31 protein-coding genes are annotated in these 20161 nt (G+C 71.1%); 16 read left to right on the plus strand and 15 right to left on the minus strand.

Annotated elements, in window-relative coordinates; translation table 11 throughout:
• Positions 1-4: 4 nt before the first annotated feature.
• From KF737_RS03460 to KF737_RS03510, 11 genes are all read left to right on the plus strand, one after another.
• Positions 5-532 carry a hypothetical protein gene (locus KF737_RS03460; protein ID WP_296450409.1) on the plus strand — a complete coding sequence of 176 codons (528 nt, stop codon included), beginning with the start codon at positions 5-7 and terminating at the stop codon, positions 530-532.
• A 64-nt stretch (positions 533-596) separates the two neighbouring features.
• Positions 597-1952 carry a hypothetical protein gene (locus KF737_RS03465; protein WP_296450410.1) on the plus strand — a complete coding sequence of 452 codons (1356 nt, stop codon included), beginning with the start codon at positions 597-599 and terminating at the stop codon, positions 1950-1952.
• 8 nt (positions 1953-1960) lie between these two features.
• Complete coding sequence (locus tag KF737_RS03470; protein ID WP_296450411.1) at positions 1961-2467, plus strand: hypothetical protein; 507 nt, start codon at positions 1961-1963, stop codon at positions 2465-2467.
• On the plus strand, positions 2464-3402 hold the full coding sequence (locus tag KF737_RS03475; protein ID WP_296450413.1) for a right-handed parallel beta-helix repeat-containing protein: 939 nt from the start codon (positions 2464-2466) through the stop codon (positions 3400-3402). Before KF737_RS03470 ends, KF737_RS03475 begins: the two co-directional genes overlap by 4 nt.
• A gap of 45 nt (positions 3403-3447) precedes the next feature.
• Positions 3448-3888 (plus strand): hypothetical protein, encoded by a 441-nt coding sequence (locus KF737_RS03480; RefSeq protein WP_296450414.1) that lies wholly within the window; start codon positions 3448-3450, stop codon positions 3886-3888.
• Entirely contained in the window at positions 3885-4202 is a 318-nt protein-coding gene (locus tag KF737_RS03485) for a hypothetical protein (RefSeq protein ID WP_296450417.1), read from the plus strand. The genes KF737_RS03480 and KF737_RS03485 overlap by 4 nt, the downstream gene beginning before the upstream one ends.
• Positions 4199-4759, plus strand: coding sequence for a glycoside hydrolase family protein (locus KF737_RS03490; protein WP_296450419.1), 561 nt, complete (start codon positions 4199-4201; stop codon positions 4757-4759). The genes KF737_RS03485 and KF737_RS03490 overlap by 4 nt, the downstream gene beginning before the upstream one ends.
• Positions 4756-5121, plus strand: coding sequence for a hypothetical protein (locus tag KF737_RS03495; RefSeq protein ID WP_296450420.1), 366 nt, complete (start codon positions 4756-4758; stop codon positions 5119-5121). The genes KF737_RS03490 and KF737_RS03495 overlap by 4 nt, the downstream gene beginning before the upstream one ends.
• 7 nt (positions 5122-5128) lie before the next feature.
• On the plus strand, positions 5129-5308 hold the full coding sequence (locus tag KF737_RS03500; protein ID WP_296450422.1) for a hypothetical protein: 180 nt from the start codon (positions 5129-5131) through the stop codon (positions 5306-5308).
• A gap of 139 nt (positions 5309-5447) precedes the next feature.
• The gene (locus tag KF737_RS03505) at positions 5448-5735 is read left to right on the plus strand and encodes a type II toxin-antitoxin system RelE/ParE family toxin (protein ID WP_296450424.1); all 288 of its coding nucleotides are present in this window, start codon (positions 5448-5450) and stop codon (positions 5733-5735) included.
• A complete protein-coding gene (locus tag KF737_RS03510) occupies positions 5735-6079 on the plus strand; it encodes a HigA family addiction module antitoxin (protein WP_296450426.1) in 345 nt (114 codons plus the stop codon). The genes KF737_RS03505 and KF737_RS03510 overlap by 1 nt, the downstream gene beginning before the upstream one ends.
• Positions 6080-6106: 27 nt before the next feature.
• On the opposite strand, the gene KF737_RS03515 is transcribed toward KF737_RS03510, so the two are convergent.
• From KF737_RS03515 to KF737_RS03535, 5 genes are all read right to left on the minus strand, one after another.
• Positions 6107-6346 (minus strand): hypothetical protein, encoded by a 240-nt coding sequence (locus KF737_RS03515; protein WP_296450428.1) that lies wholly within the window; start codon positions 6344-6346, stop codon positions 6107-6109.
• On the minus strand, positions 6343-6594 hold the full coding sequence (locus KF737_RS03520; RefSeq protein ID WP_296450430.1) for a hypothetical protein: 252 nt from the start codon (positions 6592-6594) through the stop codon (positions 6343-6345). The genes KF737_RS03515 and KF737_RS03520 overlap by 4 nt, the downstream gene beginning before the upstream one ends.
• 129 nt (positions 6595-6723) lie before the next feature.
• The gene (locus KF737_RS03525; protein ID WP_296450432.1) at positions 6724-7095 is read right to left on the minus strand and encodes a hypothetical protein; all 372 of its coding nucleotides are present in this window, start codon (positions 7093-7095) and stop codon (positions 6724-6726) included.
• A 103-nt stretch (positions 7096-7198) separates the two neighbouring features.
• The gene (locus tag KF737_RS03530; RefSeq protein WP_296450434.1) at positions 7199-7579 is read right to left on the minus strand and encodes a hypothetical protein; all 381 of its coding nucleotides are present in this window, start codon (positions 7577-7579) and stop codon (positions 7199-7201) included.
• A 210-nt stretch (positions 7580-7789) separates the two neighbouring features.
• The gene (locus tag KF737_RS03535; RefSeq protein ID WP_296450436.1) at positions 7790-7999 is read right to left on the minus strand and encodes a hypothetical protein; all 210 of its coding nucleotides are present in this window, start codon (positions 7997-7999) and stop codon (positions 7790-7792) included.
• 143 nt (positions 8000-8142) lie between these two features.
• Here KF737_RS03535 and KF737_RS03540 point away from each other — a divergent pair, with 143 nt between their 5' ends.
• On the plus strand, positions 8143-8337 hold the full coding sequence (locus KF737_RS03540) for a hypothetical protein (RefSeq protein WP_296450438.1): 195 nt from the start codon (positions 8143-8145) through the stop codon (positions 8335-8337).
• Here KF737_RS03540 and KF737_RS03545 read toward each other — a convergent pair.
• Positions 8334-8957: a class I SAM-dependent methyltransferase gene (locus tag KF737_RS03545; RefSeq protein ID WP_296450439.1), complete on the minus strand. Its 624-nt coding sequence runs from the start codon at positions 8955-8957 to the stop codon at positions 8334-8336. The genes KF737_RS03540 and KF737_RS03545 overlap by 4 nt on opposite strands.
• Before the next feature lie 192 nt (positions 8958-9149).
• Entirely contained in the window at positions 9150-10211 is a 1062-nt protein-coding gene (locus tag KF737_RS03550; protein ID WP_296450441.1) for a DUF2125 domain-containing protein, read from the minus strand.
• Positions 10212-10227: 16 nt separating this feature from the next.
• Between KF737_RS03550 and KF737_RS03555 the strand changes: the two genes are divergently transcribed.
• Positions 10228-10758, plus strand: a complete 531-nt coding sequence (locus KF737_RS03555) for a gamma-glutamylcyclotransferase (RefSeq protein ID WP_296450443.1) — start codon at positions 10228-10230, stop codon at positions 10756-10758.
• A gap of 154 nt (positions 10759-10912) precedes the next feature.
• Here the strand turns inward: KF737_RS03555 and KF737_RS03560 are convergent, their stop codons facing one another.
• The 4 genes from KF737_RS03560 to ftsE all read right to left on the minus strand — a co-directional run bounded on the left by KF737_RS03560 (position 10913) and on the right by ftsE (position 14162).
• Entirely contained in the window at positions 10913-11617 is a 705-nt protein-coding gene (locus KF737_RS03560; protein WP_296450444.1) for a 1-acyl-sn-glycerol-3-phosphate acyltransferase, read from the minus strand.
• A gap of 10 nt (positions 11618-11627) precedes the next feature.
• Positions 11628-12260, minus strand: coding sequence for a YdcF family protein (locus KF737_RS03565; protein ID WP_296450446.1), 633 nt, complete (start codon positions 12258-12260; stop codon positions 11628-11630).
• Complete coding sequence (locus tag KF737_RS03570; protein ID WP_296450448.1) at positions 12260-13150, minus strand: FtsX-like permease family protein; 891 nt, start codon at positions 13148-13150, stop codon at positions 12260-12262. The genes KF737_RS03565 and KF737_RS03570 overlap by 1 nt, the downstream gene beginning before the upstream one ends.
• 289 nt (positions 13151-13439) lie before the next feature.
• Complete coding sequence (gene ftsE / locus KF737_RS03575) at positions 13440-14162, minus strand: cell division ATP-binding protein FtsE (protein ID WP_296450450.1); 723 nt, start codon at positions 14160-14162, stop codon at positions 13440-13442.
• A gap of 58 nt (positions 14163-14220) precedes the next feature.
• On the opposite strand from ftsE, the gene KF737_RS03580 reads away from it, so the two are divergent.
• Positions 14221-15066 carry a DUF3426 domain-containing protein gene (locus KF737_RS03580; protein ID WP_296450452.1) on the plus strand — a complete coding sequence of 282 codons (846 nt, stop codon included), beginning with the start codon at positions 14221-14223 and terminating at the stop codon, positions 15064-15066.
• Positions 15059-15583 carry a phosphoribosyltransferase gene (locus tag KF737_RS03585; RefSeq protein ID WP_296450455.1) on the plus strand — a complete coding sequence of 175 codons (525 nt, stop codon included), beginning with the start codon at positions 15059-15061 and terminating at the stop codon, positions 15581-15583. The genes KF737_RS03580 and KF737_RS03585 overlap by 8 nt, the downstream gene beginning before the upstream one ends.
• Here KF737_RS03585 and KF737_RS03590 read toward each other — a convergent pair.
• From KF737_RS03590 to argH, 4 genes are all read right to left on the minus strand, one after another.
• Positions 15580-16266: a PEPxxWA-CTERM sorting domain-containing protein gene (locus KF737_RS03590; RefSeq protein WP_296450457.1), complete on the minus strand. Its 687-nt coding sequence runs from the start codon at positions 16264-16266 to the stop codon at positions 15580-15582. The two genes, KF737_RS03585 and KF737_RS03590, sit on opposite strands and share 4 nt — an antisense overlap.
• A gap of 115 nt (positions 16267-16381) precedes the next feature.
• A complete protein-coding gene (gene lysA, locus KF737_RS03595) occupies positions 16382-17668 on the minus strand; it encodes a diaminopimelate decarboxylase (RefSeq protein WP_296450459.1) in 1287 nt (428 codons plus the stop codon).
• Complete coding sequence (locus KF737_RS03600) at positions 17668-17973, minus strand: hypothetical protein (RefSeq protein WP_296450461.1); 306 nt, start codon at positions 17971-17973, stop codon at positions 17668-17670. The genes lysA and KF737_RS03600 overlap by 1 nt, the downstream gene beginning before the upstream one ends.
• A complete protein-coding gene (gene argH / locus KF737_RS03605; RefSeq protein ID WP_296450462.1) occupies positions 17970-19391 on the minus strand; it encodes an argininosuccinate lyase in 1422 nt (473 codons plus the stop codon). Before argH ends, KF737_RS03600 begins: the two co-directional genes overlap by 4 nt.
• Here argH and KF737_RS03610 point away from each other — a divergent pair, their 5' ends adjacent.
• A complete protein-coding gene (locus tag KF737_RS03610; RefSeq protein ID WP_296450464.1) occupies positions 19392-20033 on the plus strand; it encodes a TlpA disulfide reductase family protein in 642 nt (213 codons plus the stop codon).
• The last annotated feature ends 128 nt before the right edge of the window (positions 20034-20161 follow it).

The raw sequence follows: 20161 nt of genomic DNA on the forward strand, positions 1-20161 counted from the left end.
CACCATGCGCATATTCACCACCCTGGACGCCCAGGGCGAGACCCTGGCGATCGCGCCCGGCGCATCGTTCCGCACCTATTGGCGCCGCGTCGAGACGGACGCCGAGGCCGCGCAGAGCGGTCAGCCGGTGGGCGCGCTGATGGCCTGCGAGGTCGCCCATCCCTGGGATGCGCTCGACCGCTGGGACGAGGCCGTCCTGGCGCGGTTCGCGGTCGCCTTCGAGGACGTCGACGATCCGCCGGAGCCGCTGCCCGCTGAAGTGCCGATGTACAAGGTCAAGAAGTACATGGCGCTCCGGAAGGTCCAGACCGGGGGCGAACTCGACCTGCACGCCGACGTCATGGCCTACATCGACGCCCTGCCGGAGCCGAACCGGACCCTGGCTCGTATCGATTTCGGGCCCGACCCCGAGCAGATCGGCAGCCCGAACCTCGTCGTACACTCGCCGCTCGCGCTGGGCGCGAAGGCAGCGCTCGGCCTGTCGGACGAGGACTACGGCGAGATGATCCGCGAGGCGCACGCGCTCGCCTGAGCGGGCCGCTGGACGTCATCCGTGCGCGCACGGCGTGCGCGCGCCCCCGGTCGTGGAGACCGTCATGGTCTATCGTCTGAGTATTCGGCTCGGCATCGCACCCAAGGGCGTGGCCGGCGCCGCGCCGCCGTCGCCGCAGTACAAGAGCTGGCTCGGCAACGGGACGGCCGGTAGCCACTCGTCCTACGGCACGGCGGGGGGCATCACCGTCTACGGCCCCTGGGGCGGCCCGAACTACACCCGCTCCGGCGGGAGCCCCGGGCAGACGACCGAGGCGGCGGCCCAGACCGTCATGCGGATCGCTGGCGTCCTGGCCGACATGAGCCACTGGGTCAGCCAGAATTTCCGGCCGAACGGCAACGTGGTCTGGCGCACCCGCGTCAACGGGGCGGACGGCAACCAGATCGCCACCATGCCGCCGGGCTCGTTCAACGGCGGTCAGTCCTTCACGGACACCACCCATTCCGACGCGGTCGCAGAGGGCGATTACGTCGGCATGTCGATCACGTTCGCGCCTGAGGCCGGCGACGACCACATCGTGTCCCCGAGCGCCTCCCTGTCGCTGACCACCACGGACGTCCAGGCCCAGCAGATCGCGGCGTTTTCGATCCCGGGCATCACCAAAGGGAACACCAGCAACGGCTATTTCAGCCTGGGGTCCGGCCCGAGCAACACGACGTCGGGGACCGGTTACACCGCGCGCGGCATCTACAACCAGATCGCGGCGACGACCGCGAGCCTGCAGGTTTATTTCTCGGCCTCCGACTACACCGGCGGCACGGGCACGGTGAAATCGCACATCTGGACGGCGGCCGGCGTCGCGGCGGACGGCAACCAGGTGGTGATCTGGCCGACGAGCGGCCAGGCCCCGGCGTTCCGCGAGGACACGACCCACTCCGACACGCTGGCCCAGGGCGACCGTCACAGTTGCCACCACGCGGCGGCCGGCGGGTCGCTGAGCTCCATCGTCGTCAACACCGCCAGCATGCGGTTCGTCTACGACGCGCCCGGCTACTCGCAGATGGTGACCGCTGGCCAGACCAAGGCCGGCCAGGGCTCGGCGGTGTGGTGGCCGGCGGTCGGCACGACCGACACCGGCGTGGACGGGACCGGCAGCACCGGCGTCGAGAACACCACCATCCTCTCGTTCGGCGGCGTCTGGGACCGGCTCGCGGTCTCCTGCAACGCCAACACCCTGGCCGCCGACGGCCACATGTACGGCCACTACCGCCGTTCCGGGTCATTCACTCAGGGGAACCAGGCCGTGACGATCACCGCAGGCGGCGGGGCCGGGACCTACATCGACACCACCCACTCCGACACGCTGGTGGCGGGCGACGGCATCATCTGCCGGCAGGACGCCGACCTGACCAGCAGCGCCACCGTCATCGGCCTGACCAGCCGCTACGCCGCCGCGTGAGGACCCCCATGACCCCGACCCATTTCCGTCACGAAGGCCGGTCCTACCCGCTCTCGGCACGGTTCGTGGCCGAGCACTGCCGGCCCTGGCCGCATCTCGCCGAACTGACCGAGGCGGAGATCGACGCCGGGCGGCGCAAGATCGCCGCCATCGGGGACCGTCGCCAGCTCACCGACGAGGAATGCACGCTGAAGCAGGCCATGGACCTGCACCACGCCGCCCGCGTGGCCGTGCGGCTGCTCGCCGGGCGTCCGCTCTCGGATTTCGGCATGGAGGGCTATGACGAGGTCCACGGCAACCGCATCCGCTATCGCTGCGGCTGCGCGCTCGACTTCATCTTCAACCACTACGACGCGGCGGCCGGCGCAACGCCGGGCAATGGCCTGGCGCGCTGGTGGCACACCCCGTTCCACGTCTGCCGGCGCCACAGCCGCTTCCGCGCCGATCTCGACCACCTGGCCTGGGAAGTGGAAATCGACAACGGCGGCCGAGGCCGCCTTAGGAGTTCATCATGATCCGGACTTTCTGCGCGGCCCTGATGGGCCTGATCGCGCTCGCCTGCGCGCCGGCCTGGGGCGCGACCCTGACCGCGACGCCGGCTACGTTCGTCAAGGTGCTGAGCGCCGCGAAGCCGGGCGACAGGATCGTCCTGGCCGCCGGCGCCTACGGCCTCCAGCGGCCGCGGAAATTGGATTTCACCCCGGCCGTGACGGTCGACGCCACGCTCGCGAGCGACTTCGCCTTCTACGGGACGGACCTGGCTGGCCTCACCTTCGCGGGCGGGTCCTGGGCCTCGTTCCGGATCGACAGGGGTTGCCGGATCGTGGTCGAGGGCGGGACGTTCGTCAGCGCCGAGCCGGGCGAGGGGACGGGCATCCTGATCAACGGGGGCTGCGACGTCGCCATCAGGGGCAACCGCCTCGCGGGCTACAAGAACGGGATCTCGGCCGCGAGCATCAACGGCTACGTGATCGAGGGCAACGGCCTGTCGTGGATGCGCTCGGACGGGTTGCGCGCCGGCCTGAGCCGCAACGGCCGCATTGTCGGCAACATGGTCCAGGGCACCATGACGGTCGGCGACGAGCACCCCGACTGCATCCAGCTCTGGAGCCGGCCGGGCCAGATCGCCCGCGACGTCCTCATCGAGGGCAACACCTGCGTCAACGAGGACAGCCAGGGCATCGGCCTGTTCAACCACGTGCGCGACGGTGTCGACGACGGCGGGTACGACAACATCACCATCCGCAACAACCTGCTGATCGTCGGCCGGCCGAACGGGCTCACCGTGACGGGCGGCCGGAACACGGTCCTCGAGAACAACGTCGTGCGCACGTGGCCGGGGGCCAAGTGGCAGGCCAAGATCACCATTACGGGGGGCTCGGTCGCCCGCTGCGGCAACTCCGTGGGCGTCGGGGCCGGGCGCAAGGCGTCCGCCGATCCGGCCTGCTGATCCCCTTCCCACCGCGTTCGGAGCTCCAGCGATGAACCTGCACCGATGCGACGCCTAGCGATGGCGGGGGACGTGCCGGGCGTCGACATGGCGGCGGCGAAAGCCTTCCTGGGCTGGCTCGGCGGACTGGCCACGGCGACGGTCGGCGCGCTCGGCCTGTGGCTGGCGCAGCGCGTGCTGGGCAAGGCTGCGTTCCAGACTGCGATCAACGACGGCTTCGCCAAGCTGACGGCCGAGCTCCAGGAGGAGCGCGACCAGCTCAAGCGCGAGCTGGCCGCAGAGCATGACCGCATCCAGGCCGAGCGCGTGACGTGGGCGACCGACCGCGCCTCGATGTTGGGCGAAATCCGGAACCTGAAACAGCTCGTGCAGAGCCTCAAGGCGCTCCTGCGCAAGCACGGCGTGGCGATCCCGGGCGATCCCGAGGTCGAGACCGATCCGCTGGCGGGCGTGGTCACACTTCAAGGCGGGGAGCGAGGCGAATGACCCTGGACGAGTTCAAGATCTTCGTGGCCGACCTGGCCCGGCCGTTCTCGATCTACGCGGCGGCGCTCTCGGGCGGCTATGCGACGGCCGTCATCGCCCACAAGGTGACGACGGCCGAGGGCGGCGCGCTGGTGCTGGGCGTGCTGGCCGGGTGGGGGACGGCGCTCTACGCCGGCAAGGTCTATGAGAAGGCCGCCGAGTCCCGGAACGCCGCGGAGGTGGAGAAGGTCCGGGCCCAGGCCAGCCCGCCGCCGGCCGAGGCGCTGAAGCCCGCCGATCCAGCCGAGGAACGCAGCCTCGAGGACCCGGCATGAGCCGCGAGGCCCTGACGGCGATCCGCGCCGACGCCCTGGCGGCCCGCGAGGCGCTGGACTGGGTGCTTGCCCGCCTCGACGCCGAGCTTGCGCCGGCCGCCCCCGAGATCGACCCGCAGCTCATCGCCGATCTCAAGCGCGACGAGGGCCTGCGTCTCAGGGCCTATCCCGACCCGCTGTCGGGCGGCGCGCCGTGGACCATCGGCTACGGCCACACAGGCCCAGAAGTGCGGCAGGGGCTCGCCTGGACGGAGGCCCAGGCCGAGGCGGTGTTGATGGCGGACATCCGCCAGCACAACGCCGAACTGGCCGCCGCCTTGCCGTGGGTGGCCCGCCTCGACCCGTCGCGCCGACGCGTCCTGCAGAACATGGCGTTCAACCTGGGCGTTGGCGTACCGGGCGGGAAGAAGGGCCTCCTCGGGTTCCGGAACACGCTCGGGATGATCGAGCGCGGCGACTACGCGGCCGCCGCAGAGGCGATGGGCAAGTCGCTCTGGGCCAAGCAGGTGAAGGGGCGGGCCACCCGGCTCTCCAACACGATGAGGACCGGTCGATGACCCCGCTCGCCGCTCTCACCTTCGCCCGCACCTGGTGGAAGGCCATCCCCGGCGCCGTCGTGGGCGCGGCGCTCGCCTTCCCGGTCGGCCACTGCGCCGGCGAGCGAGACGCCAAGGCCGACTTCCGCGCCGCCCAGGCCGAGGCCGCGCTGAAGGCGGAGATCCGCAACGCCGCCGCCAACGAGGCCGCCGCCGTCCAGCGCGCGGCCGACACCGCCCGCGTCACCGCTTCAAAGAAAGGACGAACCGATGCGATCCGCGCCGGGGCCGACGAGGCTCCTTCTGGCCCTGAGTGCCGTCTTCAGCGTCGCCGCCTGCTCGACATCGGCTACGCCCCCGCCGACCTTCCCGTCTGCCGTTGACCTCGCCGTGCCCCCGAAGCCGAAGCCGTCGATCGAGACGCTGACGTCGGCCGCAGCCGCCGCGGAGTACAGCTCCAGCGTCGAGGCGTGGGGCGAGGGGCTGGCGGCCCAGGTCGGCCGGCTCTGTCGCTGGGCGGTGGCGAACGGCGGCAAGTTCGACTGCCCGAAGGCCGAGCCGCCGACGTGATCCCCGCCGCCTGACCGCGCCGCGCGCGGTCCCGAGCATTCATTCAGGACGCCCTCGGCCGAAAACGCCGGGGGCGTTTTTCTTTGCCGAAATGTACACCGATGATTGACATTGATAACCAATGGTGTACATTCAACCCATGACGATCCAGTCCTTCAGACACCGGGGCCTGCAACTGTTCTTCACCACGGGGAACACGCGCCGCCTTCCGGTCCAGCAGTTCGCGAACCGCGTCCGGCTCGTGCTGCTCGCCCTCGACGCCGCCACCGGCCGCGCCGACCTCGTCAACAACCCGGGCCTGCACTATCACGGGCTGGGCGAGATGGACCCGGGACGCTATTCTCTGCGCGTCACGGGCAACTGGCGCATCACCTTCGCCTGGCAGGACGAGCAGCCCGCCGAAGTCGACATTCAGGATTACCACTGATGGAAGATCGCACCCCCACGGCCGCGGCCCCGCTGAAGCGGGGCCTTCTGGCCATGCATCCCGGCGAGTTCCTGCGCGAGGTGACGCTGCCGGCGCTGAAGGCGGATCAGCGGATCGGTCAGGTCGACTTCGCCGAGCGGCTCGGGATCAGCCGCACGATGCTCGTGAAGCTCCTGAACGAGAAGTCCGCCGTCTCGGCCGAGATGGCGTTGCGGCTCGGCCGCGTGCTGAACACGACGCCCGAGTTCTGGCTCAACCTCCAGCAGGCGCATGACCTGGCCCGGGCGGCGGCGGCGATCGGCGACCAGGTGAGGACGCTGAAGCCCGTCCCGGTCGCCGCCTGACCGGGACGTCGGGCGGCGGCGGCGCGCCTACCGCTGAGGCGTGCTCGCCGCCATGGCCCCGAGTTCTGCAGCTAGGGCGCTTAGTGCGGTGGCCCTCGCTTGGGTGAGCCGCAGCAGGTCGGCGTAGACGCCAGGGCGGGGTGTGTCGTCGCCAGCGGCCCAGCGCCGCATCGTGCGGTCGGAGACGCCGAGATCGCGGGCAAGGTCGGACTGCCAGCGCGGGCCGTAGAGGGCTTCGCCGGTCGCGGTGAGCAGGTTGTCGGTCACGCCGCGATCTCGCGAAGGCGTTGGGCCTCGGCGTCCCAGATGGCGCCCTCGGCGATGGCGTCGCGCTCGGCCAAGGCTTTGGAGGCGAGGCAGGCGGTCCAGAGCATGTCCAGGGCAATGGCCAACTCGTCGCTCGTCAGCGCGCTGCGCAACACATCGGGCACATAGGACAGCATGTGCTCAGCGGAGCCCGGGAAGTGGCCGATCTCGGCCTGGCGCAGGGCGCGGTTGATCTTGATCGAGTGCATGATAACGTCTCCTGGTTGTCGCCCGGATACCCCAACCCAGGATCGGGCGTTGGATCGAAACAGAGTTTCTGAGATGGACACTTGCGTCCATATGGCCCCGCCGGTCCAAAAGCCGGCGGGGCTTTTGCATCAGTCGGCGCGGCCCGTTCGCGACAGGCGCTCGACGGCGCTGTACTCGCGCTGATAGTCGGCTTCGGCCTTCTCGGCGGCGACGCGGCGAGCCTCCCGCACACCGACGTATTCGCCAATAAGGGCCTCGACCTCGGCCAGGACGTCCGCCGGGACGGGGATGTAGGTGTCGCCGACCTTGATGCACCGGCCGACCGTCTCGTGATCCACCAGGCCCCACCAGCCGCCGGTCTGCCAGTTGCCGTTGATCACCACGCGCATTTCCCAGGCCGGGATCATCACGGTGTGGTCGGCGAGGCTGGGCGCCTCCGTCACCAGCGAGAGGTCGATGCGCGAGCCGCGGGCGGTAGTGAAGGAAATCGTCTTGGTCATCTCGGGTCTCCGTACCCAGGATCGGCGGGGCCATCCCCATCCGCTATGTCCTTAATATAGGACATGAGGGGAAGTCCGTCAAGCGGTCTGGCTCTCGCCTCTCCTACGGCTTGGCCGCCTTCTTCCGATCGATCTCCTCGTAGAAGGCCCGCATCACGTGGCCAACAGGGGCGTCAGACAGCCGGTCGGCGGGCGCCGCCTTGAGCTGCCGGAATTCGGTCATGCCCGGCGCCCGGAATTCGAACTCCACGAAGCCCTTGCAGCGGCCGGCGAACACGATGCGTCGGCAGCGGGTCTTTCGGTTCCACGGGATGAAGTCGGGACCGCGCATCGCGATCAGCACGCGGAAGTCCACCAGCATGAGCAGGTCGCAGGCGTTGCAGCGGCCGTGAAGGTCCCAGCCCTTCTCGTACATCTTGCCGACGGTCTCGCAGGTCTGCCGCCAGTGCCCGATGCCGATCTGATCCGGGTGCTTCGTGCCCATCACGCCGTCCGCCCTCGCATGAGGCCGGCGACGCTACGCTTCCCGCGTTTGTTCTGTCAATGTTCTCATCCGGGAGCGAGGCGCGCACGGCGTGCGCGACCGCTCAACAAGCGATCTGGATCACCGGGTCCCCCGTCTGTCCAACCTTGAAGTCGCCCCCAGCTACCAGCGCTGTCCCACCACGCGACGCCTTCGGCCCTGCGAAGGGCTTCAGGCTGCGTCCGGCTCGGCCGCATTCGGTTCGGGTGCGGCGTTGATGGTGACCATCGCCTCGTAGCCCTGCGCCTCGGCCTTGTCGGCGGCCGCGACGGCGGCGGCGACCGCCTTGTCCATGGTCGAGTAGGGGCCGAAACGCTTCTCGCCCAGGGCCACCGTCCAGACCCCGTCGACCTGGTCCACCGTGTATTCCACCGTCGGCATCGCCGCGCGCCCTTCGCCGCCAGAACGGCGGAGCTTCTCACGGATTCGCACGTTTTCGCGAGCACGGCGCGTCTGGCACGAGGTTTGTTGCGTAACGCGTTAGGCGGACCAAATCGGCACGCCGGCCAAGTGGAGACAAGCCGATGGCGTCTTCAGTGATCGTGGCGCGTACCAAGCCGGACGGGCTTGAATATCTTCTTCGCGCCGCCCCGGTGGCGTGGACCGATGCTTTTGATTCGGCTCAGCATTTCCAGACGGTCCGCGACGCCACCCGCGCCGCGCTCCGCCTGCCCAGCCGCTTCCGCGCGTTCGCCCTGCCGGTCAACGGCGAGGTCTAGTTCCCGCTGGCCTCGCCCCACTCGCTCCAGCCGGCGAAGCGGGGCGCGCGGGGCAGGTACATGGCGTCCGAGCGCTCGACGCGGAAGCCGGCCTGCTCGACCGCCCGCGTCACCGGCCGGGTGAGGTGGCAACCGCCGCAGAGGCGCTTCCACACCGGTTCGATCCGCCGCTGCCATTTCGCGACGTCCTCGTCGGGCGAGAGGCCGTGCTCGCAGTAGAGGAAGCGGCCGCCGGGCTTCAGCACCCGCCGCGCCTCGCTGAGCGCCTTGGCCGGCGTCTGCACCGAGCAGAGCGTGAAGGTGCAGACGATGCAGTCGAAGCTGGCGTCGTCGAACGGCAGGGCCTCGGCCGTGCCGTTCTCGACCCTGACCGCCAGCCGCGGATCGCGCGGCGCGGCCTCGGCGATCCGGCGCAACTCCGGCGCCGGGTCGACGCCGGTGACGCTCTCGACCTTGCCGACGTCATAGAGGGGCAGGTTCAGGCCCATGCCGATGCCGAGCTCGAGCACGCGGCCCTCCGCCTTCGGCACCACCTTCTCCCGCTGCTTCAGGATCGGCGGCGCCGAGCAGGCGCATTTCAGCAGTTTCGGCAGCAGGAAGCGTTCGTAGAGCGTGGCCATGGGGAGAGTGTGGCGGAACCCAACTCAACCTACAAACCTGAACGTCATCCCCCGGCTTGTCCGGGGGACCCATTGGGCTGTGAGCCTCATGTCGGGCGCGGCGGCGACGCTGCGGATCGTCGCCAACCTCACAGCCCAATGGGTGGCCCGGACAGGCCGGGCCATGACGTTCTTGGGGGAGGAGGAGCGAACCTACCGCCCCGTCTCGTAGACCTTCGGCGACTTGGCGATCGCGACGGGGCCCAGGGTCGTGCGGCCGGCCTGGAAGTAGAGGGTCATGCGGGCGAGGTCGCCGGTCTCGCGGGCGACGGCCACGGCGGCCGCGGCGTCGGCGGTCTCCTTGGGGATCGTGCCGGTGGTCCCCATCGCGCCCAGCGCGCGCGGCGCCTGGCGCAGGGACACGTCGAGGGCGCCCTCGACCCGGCCGCCGGAGTCCACGCCCAGCGAGCCCGCGTTGGCGCCGATCAGGGCGTCGCCGGCGGTGAGGCCCGCGCGCTTCACGCTCATCCGCCCGCCGGCCTCGGTCCAGTGGCGCACGGCGCTGCGCCAGTCCTCGCCGCGGAAGGCGCTCATCTTCGACAGGCGCCCGTCCCATTCGATGGAGATCGGCTTGTCGCCGGCGATGCGGCCCAGCAGGCCCGCGAGCTGCGCCTTGCCGTTCTTCACGCTCAGCCACACGCCGCCCTCGTCGAGGCTCCTGGGCGACTCGCGCAGGTGGAACTCGATGCGCTCGGCCGCCGAGAGGCCGAACGGGTTGGCGCCGGCCGCCGGCCGGAAGGTCAGGTCCACGCCCTCGAAGGAGAAGTTGGGCGGGGTGTTCTGCACGTGGCTGAGGCTGGCGCGGATCAGCTTGCCCTCGACGGTCACAGGGCCGCCCGCCGGGCGCACGAAGGTGAGGCCCGCGGGCGCGGCGACGATCCAGTGGGTCGGCGCGTGCAGGAACGCCTCGGCCTCCAGCCGCGGCGCCTCCAGCGCCCAGCCCGAGCGGTCGCGGATGCGCGGCTCGGTGAGGGTGACGTCGAGGCGGAAGGGATAGCCGCCGATCTTCTGCTCCTTCCAGGCGAGCTCGTAGCCGGCGTCCCTGATCGTCCGCGCGCCGTCCGCGAGCTCCTTCTCGACCTCGCCGCGCGCCCAGACCCAGGCGGCGCTCCAGGCGACGACCACCGCGAAGGCGATCCCGAAGGCGATGTAGAGCGGCCAGCGGCTCAGTTTGCGGGGCGCGGCGGGATCGGGCACAGACAACTCGGCTTGCATGGTGATGCGGGGCGGGATGGCGTCGGAACGTTGGGTCTTCGGCTACGGTTCGCTGATGTGGCGTCCGGGCTTTCCGTTCGCGGAGCGGCGAGGGGCCACCCTACACGGACGCCGGCGCAGCTTCTGCATCTATTCGGTGCATCATCGAGGGACCTACGAGCGGCCGGGCCTGGTGCTGGGCCTCGCCCCCGGCGGCGCGTGCCGGGGCGCGGCCTACCGCGTGGCCGAGGCCGACTGGGCGGAGGTCCACGCCTACCTGATGGAGCGCGAGCAGCCGACCGAGACCTACATCGAGGCGCGCCGGTTCGTCCGCCTGGACGACGGGCGGCGGGTGGAGACCCTGTGCTTCCTGAGTGACGTCCATCACGCCCAGTGGGCGGGCGCGCTCAGCCTGGAGCGCCAGACCGAGCTGATCGCCGGGGCGACCGGGCTCTCCGGCAAGAACGTCGACTACCTGCGCGACCTCGTGGAGCACCTGCGCGAGATGGGCGTCCGCGACGTGGGGATGGAGAAGCTGCTGGGGATGGTGGAGCATTCCCTCCCTTAATGGGGAGGGACAGGCCGCGCAGCGGCCAGGGTGGGGAAGCCCGACCCAAGCTCGGCGTGAGGGGAGTGGCTAGTCACGAGGCGCCGGCGTTCCGGCCGACACTGCCCCACCCTGGCGCCTCCGGCGCCTGTCCCTCCCCATTAAGGGAGGGAAATCAGAGCGCCAGCAGCTCGTTCGACCTGGTCTCGATGCGCTCTTCGAGGAGGCGCATGAACTCGGCGCGTTTCAGGCCCGGCGGGATGGGTTCGAGGTATTCGAAGACGATGAGCCCGGGGCGGCGGATGAAGCCGTGGGCGGGCCAGTGGACGCCGGCGTTGGTGGCGACCGGATACACCGGCACGTTCAGCTCGCGATAGAGCGCGGCGATGCCGGGCTTGTAGTCCGGCGGCGCGCCCGGCGGCTGGCGGTGGCCTTCCGGGAAGGTCACCACCTGCTGGCCGTTCCTGAAGCGCTGGGCCCCCTCGCGGATCACCTGGCGCATGGTCTTCGAGCCGCCTTCGCGGTCGATGACGATCGCCCCGGCCTTCATGCCGTACCAGGAGAACCAGGGGATCCAGGCCAGCTCCTTCTTCATGACGAAGCACGACCGGGGCAGCCAGGCGAACTGGGCGAAGACGTCCAGCATGCACTGGTGCTTGGGCGCGACGAGGGCGGCGCCGGTGGGGATGTGCTGCTGCCCGCGCACCTCCACGCGGATGCCGCAGATCGGCAGCATGGCGGTGACGCCGCGACCCCAGACGTTGAACATCGCGAATGTCCAGCGCTGCGGACCCAGCAGGAGCGGCGTGCAGCCGACCGCGACGACGGCCGTCCACAGGTAGAACAGCGCCACGTAGATGAGCGATCGGATGGCGGTCACGGGCGGCGTCTCAAGAGCTTCGGGCCTTCTGCTGCGCCGGCGGCGCGTCGCGGGGGCCGAGCCCCAGCACCGCCTCGCGGCCGAGGATCGCCAGATACTTGCAGTATTCCACCACCATCAAGCGCACGGCGCCGGGATTGCGCCACCAGTCGCGGGCCTTCAGCGCCCGTGTCGGCACGGCGTAGGCCTGGGCGGTTATGCCGGTGTCGTGCAGCACGGCGTTCAGCTCCAGCATCGCGCGCGGCATGTGGTAGTCGGCGGTGACCACGATCAGCTCGCGGTAGCGCATGGCCTGCGCCCACGCGAGGGTCTCGCGGGCGTTGCCCACCGTGTCGGCGGCCGTGAAGCCCAGGTCCACGCAGCAGTCGTAGAGGCGGCGCACGGCGCGGCTGACGTGGCGGATGTCCTCGCGGCTGGCCTTGCGGTCGACGCCCGAGACCAGCATGCGGCGGCCGTAGCCGTCCTCCAGCAGGCCCATGGCCGCCGAGAGCCGCTCGTTGGAGTTGGCGCCGGTGAGCGCCACGACGCCCTGCGCCGGCTGGGGCGCGCGCGGCGGCGTCGATTGCTGGACGCGGGCGGCATAGGCCAGGAGTCCCGAGAACCAGATCAGCGCCACGACCAGGAAGGCGGCGATGGACTTCATTACAGCCGTTGTATCAGCCGCCGCGCGGTGATGCGCGCGGCGACGGCGGCGACCAAGGCGGCCCCGACCGGGCAGGGCGTGACGGCGAGCAGGTCGACCCAGCCGACCGGCAGCGCCGGCGTGATCCCCTGCGCGCCGCCCATCAGCCGCAGGACCGCGCCCAGCCCGGCCGCCGCGACGGCCCCGGCGGCGCCCGAGATCGCGGCGATCCGGGCGAAACGCATCTCGAACAGGCTGGCGATCTGGGCGTCCTCGGCCCCGGTGAGGTGCAGCACCTCCACGACGTCGCGCCGCGCCGCGATGCCGGCGCGCGTGGCGAAGGCGACGACGGCGCCCGCGGCGCCGGCGATCAGCAGGAAGATGGCCGCGGCCGTCCATTTCACCACGCCGGCGGCGCGCTTGATGTCCTTGATCCAGACCGAGTGGTCGTCGACGACGGCGTCGATGCCCTGGGCCTTCAGCGCCTTGTCGAGGGTCTGCGCCGTGGCCGGCTTCCTGTCGTCGAGGCCCACGGCCACCAGGCGCGGCACGGGCAGGTCGTCGAGGTCGGAGACGTCGCCCAGCCACGGCTTGATGAGCGCGTAGGCCTTCTCCTTCTCCAGCGCGCGGGCCTCGGTCACGCCGGCCACGGAGGCCAGCGCCTCGGCGGCGCGGGCGGCGGCGGCGTCGGGCGTCTCGCCGCCGCGCGCGCGGACGATCACCGTGGCCTCGCCGGTGAGCTGGCTGGCCCAGCCCTGGGCCGCGCGGCTGCCCGCGATGACGCCCAGGCCCATCAGGCAGGCCAGGAAGCACAGCACGGCGATGACGAAGATCAGCGCCGGATCGCGCGCTTCGGCGTCGGGCAGGAACGACGCCGGCTTCCAGCGTTGCGGGTCGAAGGGCTCGCTCATCCTGCTTCGCTCCTGGCGGAGCTTCGCAGGACAAGTCCTGCTTCAGAGCGGGGGCGAAGCCCTGCGAAGCCTTGGCGAAGCAGGGTCATTCCACGGGCCCCTGCGGCTTCGCTCCTGGCGGAGCTTCGCAGGACAAGTCCTGCTTCAGAGCGGGGGCGAAGCCCTGCGAAGCCTTGGCGAAGCAGGGTCATTCCGCGGGCCCCTGCGGCTTCGCTCCTGGCGGAGCTTCGCAGGACAAGTCCTGCTTCAGAGCGGGGGCGAAGCCCTGCGAAGCCTTGGCGAAGCAGGGTCATTCCGCGGGCCCCTGCGGCGGCATGGGCTTCAGGCGGCCGCGGTCGAGGTGGAGGACGGGGCGGGCCGAGCGGGCGACGAGGTCCTGGTCGTGGGTGGCGATGATGACCGTCGTGCCCAGCCGGTTCAGCTCGACGAACAGGCGGTAGATCCTGAGCGCCATGTCGTGGTCGACGTTGCCCGTCGGCTCGTCGGCCAGCAGGATCTCGGGCCGGTTCACGACGGCGCGGGCGATGGCGAGCCGCTGCTTCTCGCCGCCGGCCAGCGTCGGCGGCAGCGCCTGCATGCGCTGGCCCAGGCCCACCCAGGTCAGCAGCTCGGCGACGTCGTTGCGGTATTCGGACGCCTTGTGGCCGGCGATGCGCAGCGGCAACGCGGTGTTGTCGAACGCCGACAGGTGGTCCAGCAGCAGGAGGTCCTGGAAGACGACGCCGATGCGGCGCCGCACCTTGGGCTGGTCCTTGGCGGCCATGGCGGTCACGTCCTCGCCGAACAGGCGCACGGACCCGGCCGAGGGCCGCGCGGCCAGGTAGATCAGCTTCAGCAGCGAGCTCTTGCCGGCGCCGGACGGCCCGGTGACGAAATGGAACGAGCCGCGCGGCAGCGACAGGGACACGTCGCTCAGCACCTCCGGCCCGCGGCCGTAGCGCATCGAGACGTTCGAGAAGCGGAGGATTTCGTCGGACGTCGGCGCGGCGGCGTCGCTGGCGTTTCTGGACATGTGGGCCGAAATCGGCGACCTCGGACTAGAGGGTGCTGGAGCCTCCGATTCGCCCGTCATGATACTGACCTGCCCAGAGTGCGCCACCAGCTATTTCGTCGATGAGCTGAACATCCCTCGGCTCGGGCGGATGGTGAAATGCACCAATTGCGCCGCGCGCTGGCGGGCCTTCCCGGAGGGCGCCGAGGCCGCGCCCGCGCCGCCCGAGGACGACCTCGTCGTAGAGGCTCCGCCCGCGCCTGCGCCGGTGGAGGACGACCTGGAGGTCGTCGCACCCCTGAAGCCCAGATCCCGCAAGCCCGGGCCGAAGGCGAAGAAGCCGGGTTCGAAGGCCGCGCTCATCGCCACGGCGGTCGTCGCGGGGCTGGTCGTCGTGGGCGGCGCGGCGGTGCTGCTGCGCGGCCAGATCGCCGGCATGGTCCCGGGCGCGGCGCCGCTGTTCGCCGCCATCGGCCTGCCGGTGAACATGCTCGGCCTCGGCATCGAGGGCGTGGTGGCCAAGGAGACGTTCGTGGGCGGCCGCCCGGTGCTGGCGGTGACGGGCGCGATCCGCTCCACCGCCGAGGCGCCCGCGATGGCGCCGCCGATCCGCATCAGCCTGCTGGACAAGGAGGGCAAGACGCTTTCCAGCCTCGTCGCCGAGCCGCTGAACGCGAAGATCCCGCCGGGCGCCAAGCGCTACTTCGCCGTCAACCTGCCCGACCCGCCGTCCGGCGCGCACGAACTGCAGATCGCCTTCGATCCCGGCGCGGGCCGCACGGTCCCGACCGGCGAGGCGCAATCGGCCCCGGTGGAGCATGCGGCTCCGGCCGCCGCCGCCCCGGTCGAGGCCCAGCCGCTGCCGGCCGGCAGCCCCGACGCGCTGCACACGCCAGCGAAGAAGCCTGACGGGCGCCATGAGTGACCGGCCCGCCGTCCTGATCTCCGAGGCCGAGGTGATGGCGCGGGTGGAGGCGCTGGCGCAGGAGATCGCGCCGCGGATCGACGACGAGACGGTGGTGGTCTGTCTGCTGACCGGCGGCCTCTGGTTCGCCTCCGACCTCACCCGCGCGCTGGCGCGTTGCGGGCGGATGGTGCGGTTCGATGCGCTGTGGCTCGCGTCCTACAAGGACGAGCGCCAGTCGTCGGGGCGCTGCGAGGTGCGCGCCGACCTGCAACGGCCGATCGCGGGCCGCAAGGCGCTGGTCGTGGACGACGTGTTCGACACCGGGCTGTCGCTCTCGGAAGCCGCCCGCCTGGTGCGCGACAGCGGGGCCAGCGAGGTGCTGACCGCCGTCTTCGCCCGCAAGCCCTGGCCCACCGAACGCGCCATCGCCCCCGACTTCGTGGCCTGGGAAGCGCCGGGGCGCTTCCTCGTCGGCTACGGCATGGACGTGGCCGGCCAGATGCGCGGCCTGCCCTACATCGGGGCGATGGACTAGGCGGCCACCGTCCGGCGGCGGCGCAGGACGCTGCCCGCGGCGCCGAAGCCCAGGATCATCATCGCCCAGGTCGCGGGCTCGGGCACGCCCGGCGGCTGGGCGATGCCGCCGATGCCGACCGTGAAGCCGTGCCAGCCCTCGCTGGTGTCGGTGAAGGTGATCGACGTGAACGTGCCCTGGAACTGCAGGACGCCGTGGACCTCGCCCGAGCCGGTGAAGCCGGTGCTCGTGCCGTTGACGCTGAACGAGCCGCAGCCCCAGTAGCCGCAGCCCTGGCTGACGACGGTGAAGGGCGCGCTGAAGTTGACGACGTTGCCGTTCCAGCTCGTGAAGGCGATGTAGGGGTCCACCACCGCCTGGCTGAAGGTGATGGTCTTCTGGCCGCCGGCGTTCAGGGCGACGATGTCGCTGCCGGTCGGGCGGTTGACGACGCCCTGGGTGTAGCCGTTGTCGGCCCAGTAGTCGGCGCCGCCGTTCGTCTGGGTGAACCAGATGGCGCCGTCGTAGGCGACGTCGACCACGTCGGAGCCGACGGTGATCGTCCCGTCCGCGTGCGTGGCGGCCGTGTTGATGGGCAGCGCGTCGCCGGTCCAGTCGGCCCAGCTCACCGTGGCGGCGTTGGCCGAACCGGCGGCGGCGAGGGTGGCGGCGGCGAAGGCGGCGGCGGCGAACTTCGTGGTCATGACAGGCTCCAGATTCGAACCCGCACTGTTTCGAACGGGGGCGTTGCGCGCAATCGAACTCGCCCGCCTGGGGAAAGCGTTCCCGCCGCCCGAGAATCGTCCGCCGGGCCGCGCCTCAGCCCTGCCAGGGCGCCGTCGCCTCGCGGGCCAGCATGTCGTCGTAGGTGGGGCGGGGGCGGACGACGGCGAACTCGGCGCCCTTCACCAGCACCTCGGGGACCAGCAGGCGCGAGTTGTACTCGCTGGCCATCGCCGCGCCGTAGGCCCCGGCGCTCATGAAGGCGACCAGGTCGCCGGCCTCCAGCGGCGGGAGCGCGCGGTCGCGGGTGAAGGTGTCGCCGGTCTCGCAGACGGGGCCGACCACGTCGTAGGCCACCGCCTCGCCCGCGCGCGGCCTGACCGGGCGGATATCGTGGAAGGCGTCGTACATGGCCGGGCGGATCAGGTCGTTCATGGCCGCGTCCAGCACCAGGAACTTCCGGCCCTCGGGGCGCTCGTGGACGTGGACGACGCGGGCGAGCAGGACGCCGGCGTTGGCGGCGATCACCCGTCCGGGCTCGAAGGCGAACTGCACGTCCAGCCCTTTCGTGGCGCGCGCGATCATGGCGGCGTAGTCGGCGGGGGAGGGCGGCTCGGGCTGGTTGAAGTAGGGCACGCCCAGGCCGCCGCCCAGGTCCAGGCGCTCCAGCGGCAGGCCCTCGGCGCGGAGGCGCTCGACGAGGCCGCGCATCTTGGCGAAGGCCGCCTCCATGGGGGCCAGGTCGGTGATCTGGCTGCCGATGTGGCAGGCGACGCCCACGGGCCGCACGCCCGCCATGTTGGCGGCGTTGGCGTAGAGCCGCTCGGCCTCGGAGAAGCTGACGCCGAACTTGTTGTCGGCCTTGCCGGTCGCGATCTTGGCGTGGCCGCCGGCCGCGACGTCGGGGTTCACGCGGATGGCGACGGGCTGGCGCTTGCCCAGCCGCTGGGCCACGCGGTCCACCAGGTGCAGTTCGGGCTCGGACTCGACGTTGATCTCGGCCACGCCGGTCCGGACGGCGAACTCCACCTCGGCCTCGGTCTTGCCGACGCCGGAGAAGACGATGCGCGCGGGCGGCACGCCGGCGGCGAGCGCGCGGCGCACCTCGCCCTCGGAGACCACGTCGGCCCCGGCGCCCAGCGCCGCCAGCGTCCGCAGCACCGCGACGTTCGAGTTGGCCTTCACCGCGAACGCGATCAGCGGGTCCTTCAGGCCCGCGCCGGCCAGGGCGTCGCGCAGCACCGTGTAGTGCCGCTCCAGCGTGGCCGACGAATAGACGTAGACCGGCGTGCCCACCGCCTCGGCGATGCGGCTGAGCGGAACGCCCTCACACGCGAGCTCGGCGCCCCCGTCTGCGCCCGCCAGAAGCTCGAAGTGATTCATCAGCGCGGATTGGAATAGGGGTCTGGCAGCGCCGAGGGCGGGGCCACGCCGCCGGGGCCGCTGCTGGTTCCGGGGATCGGCAGGGTGCGCGCCGGGGCCGTGTCGGTCGAGCGGTCGCGCGGATCGACGGTGTCCACCGTGCGCGACGAGTCCTGCTGGCGCTGGGCGTCGTCGGCGTCCCGGGCGGTGTTGCGCTCGGCGCCGAACAGCGGGCCGGGGCGTTCGAGCTGGCCCACCTTGCCGCAGCCCGCGAGACCGGCCGCCAGGGCCAGGGCGCTCGCCAGAACGAGATTGCGGGGGGTCATGCCAGGGTGTCCTTCCAACGCTTGATCTGCGCGCGGACCTGATCCGGCGCGGTCCCACCATAACTCTTCCGGCTGGCGGCGGATGCCCGCGGCGTCAGCACGTCGTAGACCTCCGGGCCGATGCCCTGCGACAGCGCCTGCAGCTCGCCGAGCGGCAGCTCGGAGAGGTCGCAGCCCAGCTCCTCGGCCTTCTTCACCGCCGCGCCCGTCACATGGTGGGCGTCGCGGAACGGCAGGTCCAGGGTGCGCACCAGCCAGTCGGCGAGGTCGGTGGCGGTGGAGAAGCCCGCGCCGGCCGCCTGCGCCATGCGCGGCGCCACCGGCTCCAGGTCGGCCACCATGCCGGCCATGGCGAGCAGGCTGAGCTCGAGCGCGTCGAACGCCTCGAAGGTGGGGACCTTGTCCTCCTGCATGTCCTTCGAATAGGCGAGCGGCAGGCCCTTCATGACGACGCCGAGCTGGGTGAACGAGCCCATCAGCCGCCCGACCTTGGCGCGCACCAGCTCGGCGGCGTCCGGGTTCTTCTTCTGCGGCATGATCGAGCTGCCGGTCGTGAAGGCGTCGCTCAGCCGGATGAAGCCGAACTGCGGCGTCGTCCAGATCACGATCTCCTCGGCCAGCCGCGAGAGGTGGACGCCGCAGAGCGTGGCCGCCGCCAGCGACTCCAGCGCGAAGTCGCGGTCCGAGACGCTGTCCAGCGAGTTGGCGGTCGGCCGGTCGAAGCCCAGCGCCTTCGCCGTCATCTCGCGGTGGATGGGGAAGGGCGACCCCGCCAGCGCCGCGGCGCCCAGCGGGCTCTCGTTCATGCGCCGGCGCGCGTCGGCGAAGCGGCCGGCGTCGCGGCCGAACATCTCGACATAGGCCATCAGGTGGTGGCCGAAGGTGACGGGCTGGGCCGGCTGGAGGTGGGTGAAGCCCGGCATCAGGGTGTCGGCGTGCGCCTCGGCCTGGGCGACCAGCGCCGTCTGCAGCGCCTTAAGCTGGCCGATCGTGCGGTCGCAGGCGTCGCGCACCCACATGCGGAAGTCGAGCGCCACCTGGTCGTTGCGCGAGCGCGCCGTGTGCAGCCGCCCGGCCGCCGGCCCGATCAGCTCGCGCAGGCGCGCCTCCACGTTCATGTGGATGTCCTCGAACTCCTCGCGGAACGGGAAGGTCCCGGCCGCGATCTCGGCCTCGATGGCGTCGAGCCCGCCCTGGATCGCGGCCTCGTCCTGGCTTGTAATCACGCCGGCCTTGCGCAACATCGCGGCGTGCGCGCGGGACCCGGCGAGGTCCTGCGCGGCCAGGCGTCTGTCGAACCCGATGGAGACGTTGATCGCCTGCATCAGCTCGGCGGGTTTGCCCGAGAACCTTCCGCCCCACATGGCCTGCCCCTCCTGGGTCGGGCGCTTGGGCGGGCCTGACGAAGACGAGGTCATATGAGCGAGAATCCGACGCCGGAGACGGGAAAGCCCAAGGGGGGGCTCCTCACCTGGGCCCTCGGGGTCGCCGCCCTCGTGGGCGTCGCGGCGGTTCTCTACATCATCGTTCAGGCTTCCAACAACACGGCGCCGACCGCGCCGACGGCGCCGGCGGGGAAGCCCGCCGTCCCGCAGCCCGCGAGCTTCGCCAGCAAGCTGTCGACGCCCGAGACGCCGACGCCCGCGCCGGACTACGCCTTCTACGACGAAGCCGGGAAGCCGGTGAAGGTCGCCGACCTCAAGGGCAAGGTCGTGGTGCTGAACGTCTGGGCCACCTGGTGCGGCCCCTGCAAGATCGAGATGCCGACGCTGGCGAAGCTCGCCAGGGACTACGAGGGCAGGGGCGTGGAGGTGGTGGTGGTGTCGATCGACAGCGCCGAGAAGGCCACCCAGGCGCGCCTGTTCATCAGCCAGAACGCGCCGCTGAAATTCTACCACGACCGCGACATGAAGCTGCCGTTCAAGATCAACGCGCCCGGCTTCCCGACGACGGTGATCTACGGCAAGGACGGCAATGAAGCCGCCCGCGTCGCCGGCGACGCCGACTGGTCCGCGGCCGAACCGCGGGCGGTGGTCGAGAAGGCGCTTTCCCTCCCTTGATGGGGAGGGCCATCGCATATGGCATGTGGGCGGCTTGTCCGCCCGAGTCATGAACCGCAGAGATCGCGGAGATGCGCAGAGAAGCTCTCCCACGATTGTCATCCCGGTTTCGCCGCAGGCGAAGATCG

This window comes from Phenylobacterium sp., from assembly GCF_019636135.1.
Taxonomy (GTDB): Bacteria; Pseudomonadota; Alphaproteobacteria; order Caulobacterales; family Caulobacteraceae; genus Phenylobacterium.

Bases quoted from the DNA above. Each gene is read 5' to 3' on its own strand.
- KF737_RS03590 (WP_296450457.1), bottom strand. From the start codon at position 16,266: ATGACCACGAAGTTCGCCGCCGCCGCCTTCGCCGCCGCCACCCTCGCC.
- lysA (WP_296450459.1), bottom strand. From the start codon at position 17,668: ATGAATCACTTCGAGCTTCTGGCGGGCGCAGACGGGGGCGCCGAGCTC.
- KF737_RS03510 (WP_296450426.1), top strand. From the start codon at position 5,735: ATGGAAGATCGCACCCCCACGGCCGCGGCCCCGCTGAAGCGGGGCCTT.
- KF737_RS03460 (WP_296450409.1), top strand. From the start codon at position 5: ATGCGCATATTCACCACCCTGGACGCCCAGGGCGAGACCCTGGCGATC.
- KF737_RS03535 (WP_296450436.1), bottom strand. From the start codon at position 7,999: ATGCCGACGGTGGAATACACGGTGGACCAGGTCGACGGGGTCTGGACG.
- KF737_RS03565 (WP_296450446.1), bottom strand. From the start codon at position 12,260: ATGAAGTCCATCGCCGCCTTCCTGGTCGTGGCGCTGATCTGGTTCTCG.
- KF737_RS03600 (WP_296450461.1), bottom strand. From the start codon at position 17,973: ATGACCCCCCGCAATCTCGTTCTGGCGAGCGCCCTGGCCCTGGCGGCC.
- KF737_RS03470 (WP_296450411.1), top strand. From the start codon at position 1,961: ATGACCCCGACCCATTTCCGTCACGAAGGCCGGTCCTACCCGCTCTCG.
- KF737_RS03585 (WP_296450455.1), top strand. From the start codon at position 15,059: ATGAGTGACCGGCCCGCCGTCCTGATCTCCGAGGCCGAGGTGATGGCG.
- KF737_RS03520 (WP_296450430.1), bottom strand. From the start codon at position 6,594: ATGCACTCGATCAAGATCAACCGCGCCCTGCGCCAGGCCGAGATCGGC.
- KF737_RS03545 (WP_296450439.1), bottom strand. From the start codon at position 8,957: ATGGCCACGCTCTACGAACGCTTCCTGCTGCCGAAACTGCTGAAATGC.
- KF737_RS03555 (WP_296450443.1), top strand. From the start codon at position 10,228: ATGGCGTCGGAACGTTGGGTCTTCGGCTACGGTTCGCTGATGTGGCGT.
- KF737_RS03480 (WP_296450414.1), top strand. From the start codon at position 3,448: ATGCGACGCCTAGCGATGGCGGGGGACGTGCCGGGCGTCGACATGGCG.
- KF737_RS03495 (WP_296450420.1), top strand. From the start codon at position 4,756: ATGACCCCGCTCGCCGCTCTCACCTTCGCCCGCACCTGGTGGAAGGCC.
- KF737_RS03610 (WP_296450464.1), top strand. From the start codon at position 19,392: ATGAGCGAGAATCCGACGCCGGAGACGGGAAAGCCCAAGGGGGGGCTC.
- ftsE (WP_296450450.1), bottom strand. From the start codon at position 14,162: ATGTCCAGAAACGCCAGCGACGCCGCCGCGCCGACGTCCGACGAAATC.
- KF737_RS03580 (WP_296450452.1), top strand. From the start codon at position 14,221: ATGATACTGACCTGCCCAGAGTGCGCCACCAGCTATTTCGTCGATGAG.
- KF737_RS03570 (WP_296450448.1), bottom strand. From the start codon at position 13,150: ATGAGCGAGCCCTTCGACCCGCAACGCTGGAAGCCGGCGTCGTTCCTG.
- KF737_RS03475 (WP_296450413.1), top strand. From the start codon at position 2,464: ATGATCCGGACTTTCTGCGCGGCCCTGATGGGCCTGATCGCGCTCGCC.
- KF737_RS03550 (WP_296450441.1), bottom strand. From the start codon at position 10,211: ATGCAAGCCGAGTTGTCTGTGCCCGATCCCGCCGCGCCCCGCAAACTG.
- argH (WP_296450462.1), bottom strand. From the start codon at position 19,391: ATGACCTCGTCTTCGTCAGGCCCGCCCAAGCGCCCGACCCAGGAGGGG.
- KF737_RS03525 (WP_296450432.1), bottom strand. From the start codon at position 7,095: ATGACCAAGACGATTTCCTTCACTACCGCCCGCGGCTCGCGCATCGAC.
- KF737_RS03530 (WP_296450434.1), bottom strand. From the start codon at position 7,579: ATGGGCACGAAGCACCCGGATCAGATCGGCATCGGGCACTGGCGGCAG.
- KF737_RS03485 (WP_296450417.1), top strand. From the start codon at position 3,885: ATGACCCTGGACGAGTTCAAGATCTTCGTGGCCGACCTGGCCCGGCCG.
- KF737_RS03540 (WP_296450438.1), top strand. From the start codon at position 8,143: ATGGCGTCTTCAGTGATCGTGGCGCGTACCAAGCCGGACGGGCTTGAA.
- KF737_RS03465 (WP_296450410.1), top strand. From the start codon at position 597: ATGGTCTATCGTCTGAGTATTCGGCTCGGCATCGCACCCAAGGGCGTG.
- KF737_RS03490 (WP_296450419.1), top strand. From the start codon at position 4,199: ATGAGCCGCGAGGCCCTGACGGCGATCCGCGCCGACGCCCTGGCGGCC.
- KF737_RS03505 (WP_296450424.1), top strand. From the start codon at position 5,448: ATGACGATCCAGTCCTTCAGACACCGGGGCCTGCAACTGTTCTTCACC.